This is a genomic window from Streptomyces sp. NRRL F-5630, from assembly GCF_000719475.1.
In the GTDB taxonomy this organism is placed as follows: domain Bacteria; phylum Actinomycetota; class Actinomycetes; order Streptomycetales; family Streptomycetaceae; genus Streptomyces.
In genome coordinates, this window is sequence record NZ_JOGO01000151.1 from 1 (window position 1) to 3,331 (window position 3,331).

2 protein-coding genes and 1 pseudogene are annotated in these 3,331 nt (G+C 65.3%); all 3 read left to right on the plus strand.

Going from position 1 to position 3,331, the window contains the following annotated elements; translation table 11 throughout:
- A pseudogene (locus IF99_RS33795) lies at nucleotides 1-99 on the plus strand (IS481 family transposase); the annotation flags it as partial.
- Nucleotides 100-1,382: 1,283 nt separating this feature from the next.
- The gene (locus IF99_RS33115) at nucleotides 1,383-1,565 is read left to right on the plus strand and encodes a helix-turn-helix transcriptional regulator (protein WP_420705741.1); all 183 of its coding nucleotides are present in this window, start codon (nucleotides 1,383-1,385) and stop codon (nucleotides 1,563-1,565) included.
- Complete coding sequence (locus IF99_RS0129985; RefSeq protein ID WP_031001570.1) at nucleotides 1,562-2,980, plus strand: tyrosine-type recombinase/integrase; 1,419 nt, start codon at nucleotides 1,562-1,564, stop codon at nucleotides 2,978-2,980. Before IF99_RS33115 ends, IF99_RS0129985 begins: the two co-directional genes overlap by 4 nt.
- Nucleotides 2,981-3,331: the final 351 nt, after the last annotated feature.

Below are 3,331 nucleotides of genomic sequence, written 5' to 3' on the forward strand. Positions count from 1 at the left end.
GACTTCCTCCACACCTACAACCACCACCGCTGCCACACCGCACTCGGAGGCCAACCTCCGATCAGCCGCGTCAACAACGCTCCGGGTCAATACACCTAGGGGAGAGCCCCACCGACATGGTCGGTGGGGCTCTCCCCCACTGCCGCCAGTGCGACCGGCCTTTTTACTTCGGTGCACGGCCGCATCCCATGAGACCCCCAGTGTCATAGTTCGGCGCCGGGAGGACGTGCGCTTCAGCACCGACCAGCCCCTGCTGGAGAGGTTCCGCCCATCCCTGGAAGTAAGACCAGCGCAGCAGGACCTGCTTCCTCCCGGCGAGTGGTAGCCGTGCAGCGACTGCGGGCCTGCGCGCGCGGTAAGCACCTCGGCCTGGGAGCGGCGAAAAAGCGGCCTCGGGCCCGCACCTGGAGCAACGGCCATACCTTCGGCGAGTCGTCCAGACCGTGCCCAAGATCGAAAACACCGCGCCCCAGCTCTGCTCGCTGCTGGGAAGACCGCCCCTTGTCCTCCGTGGAGCCGAGTTACAGCACCGTCCACGCTCTCCCGAGCCACTCGGCGCCAGCGAGGTGCCCGTGGTGCTGGGTCCAAACGAAGAGGCCGACCTCCGGGGCCTGCTCACCCTCGCTGCGGTGAGGCTTATAGGCGTCCCCGTATCTGCGCACGTTCGTTAGTCCGCGGGGATCGGCGTCTTCCGTGTGGCGGTGGCCGGCCGTAGTCACGCGTTCCCGACATCGCGGCAAGTTGACGCCGAATAACACTAGCGCGGCGTATGCCGGGGCTGCGGAGCACAGCCGTCAACCCCAGGACATCGGGGCAATCGCTCACGGCAGACAAGAAAAGGGACGTGATGGGTGGATAGTCGCTCCGAACCTATGTCAACGTACAACGTCCGCAGCGCACGTATTCCGGCTGCGGAAAACCCGTCATTCGAAGCGGTAGTGCTCTCTGGCCAGAGCTCTAAGCGCTTCATTCCCTAGGAGGGACAACGTAATGCAGGGGGCCGCCGTGGCCGATGGGGCGGGCAACATAGCCGACGATCGCCGGTTAGCCAAACCGGCGATCGTCGCGACCATTGAGGTGTTCGCCTTCCGGCTGCGCTTGGCGGTGGAGCCGTGGCGGACGCAGACAGCTTCGCGTTGGCAAGAGGAGGCGCGAGGCAGCTCTGCTGCGGCTTCTATGCCGTAGGCAGCGTGCACCGCTGGCAAGCGGTTCTCCAAGCGCCGAGGACCGCGAGGCGGCGCTGCCGTGCCCCTGTCGCTCCTCGCTCCCCAGCAAGGAAACCCTTCCGTGCGCCAATCCGTGATACCCCCTTCCCTTTTTCGCCACGAGATGACACCGAGTTCCGCTCTTGGCCGCCGGGAGGTGACGGCGTGGCGGTAACAGTGCGGCCTGGGGCAAAGCTGACGGTTGATGACGTGTGTGACGAGCTGGGGATAGCTCGATCCACCTTCTACGACTGGCGGCAGAAGGGGCGAGGGCCGCGCTGCATCCGGCTTCCCAACGGAAGCCTCCGGATACGGCGTAGCGATTTCGAAAACTGGCTCAGCGATTGTGAGGTAAATTGACAAACGCCTCGTTTGAGGTTCGAATATTCAACATTGAGGCCCGTCGGCGCGCCAATGGCACTTTTGGTTACCGACTGCTATGGCAGGTCGGCCCCAAGCGCCGTTTCTCGCGGACGTTCAATACCAAAGCGCTGGCGGATGCGGAGCGCGCCAAGCTCCTGACGGCCACCAAGTCCGGCGAACCCTTCGACCTCGAGACGGGGCGTCCGGTGTCGTACGGGAGCAGGGCTGGGGAGGTGAGTTGGTACGAGTTCGCTGTCGAATTCGTGGACGACGCCTGGCCGGGGTACTCGGCCAACCAGCGCAAGAACGTGGCCAAGGCCCTCATGACCGCGACGATCGCGCTACTCCGTACTCCGCCACCGGCTCGCTTCGATCCGGTCCGGGTCTGGACGGCTCTTCGCGAGTGGGCTTTTCACGCGAAGAGGCGGGCGGATACGACCGGTACACCCGCCGATATCAGGGAGATCCTCGGATGGGTCGAGCGCAATACGCGAAACATGTCCGCTTGGGAGGAGCCGGAGCGGGTTGACCGGGTGCTGCACGCTCTCGGAACGAAACTCGACGGCACGGCCGCCGCGCCCAGCTCGGTCTTGCGGCATCGCAGGATCATGAATCTGGTCATGGAGAAGGCCGTGCGCCGCAAGGTCTTGTCCAGGAACCCGCTCCCCAAGGGGAAGGTGGCCAATGCGGCGCCTAGCGTGCCGGCGGCGATCGACAAGCGATCGCTGCTCAACACCGCCCAGATCCAGTCGATGCTCGCCTGGATCGGGACAAGGCGTTACGGGCATGTCTACCAAGCCTTCTTCGCCACCCTTTGCTACGCCGGACTGCGCCCTGAGGAGGCGGTCGCTCTGCGGGTGGCCGACCTGGAGTTGCCGGCTGCAGGGGCACTGACTGAAGACGGCGACCCCGTGTGGGGCGAGGTTATCGTCCATGAAGCGCAGCCGGAGGTCGGCAGTGGATGGACCGATTCGGGTGAGCCGCATGAGGAGCGAGGGCTGAAGGGCAGGCCGAAGGGCGATACCCGGACGGTTCCACTCCACCCAGACCTCGTCGCGCTGCTCCGGGACCTCATCGCGAAGCTGCAGCTCAGCAAGGGTGACCTCCTCTTCCCCGGGCAGCTGAAGGGGCAGATGCTCGCGGGAAGCGTGCTGCGACGAATTTGGGACAAAGCGCGCGAGAACGTTCTTCCGTCTCACGTGTACCGCTCCATCGCCGGGGAGCGTGTGTACGACTGTCGGAACGTCTGCCTGACGAACTGGCTCAACGCGGGCATCCCCCCGGCGACCGTTGCCTACTGGGCTGGGAACAGCGTGCAGGTACTCCTCACGGTCTACGCCCGATGCATCACCGGGCGGGAGGCCGACTATCTGCGCCGCGCATACGGAACGCACTACTACCCGGCGGCGTGATCATTCCCCCTCCGGCTGCGGCGGACGTCCCCTGTGGGGCGTCCGCCGCAGCCGTTCCCGTGGGAACGTAATGGGAATGGACAGCCGTAGAGCGCCGTATTCCGTCGCCCTCGGCCGGACTTTGATCTTGAGCGACGTGCCTCGGGCGGGGCTCGGCGCTTGGGTGCTGCAAGGCGCTGACCTGCAAAAACTTGCTCGTTTGCGGGCCTTCTGGATGGCGCCCCCGGCAGGACTCGAACCTGCGGCCAAGCGCTTAGAGGCCGTTTCTATTGGCGTAGTCGCTCGTTGAGCCGTGCATGGCTGATCTGGTGGAGCGTCTGGTGCCGGAGGAGTTGTGGACGCTGTTCCGGC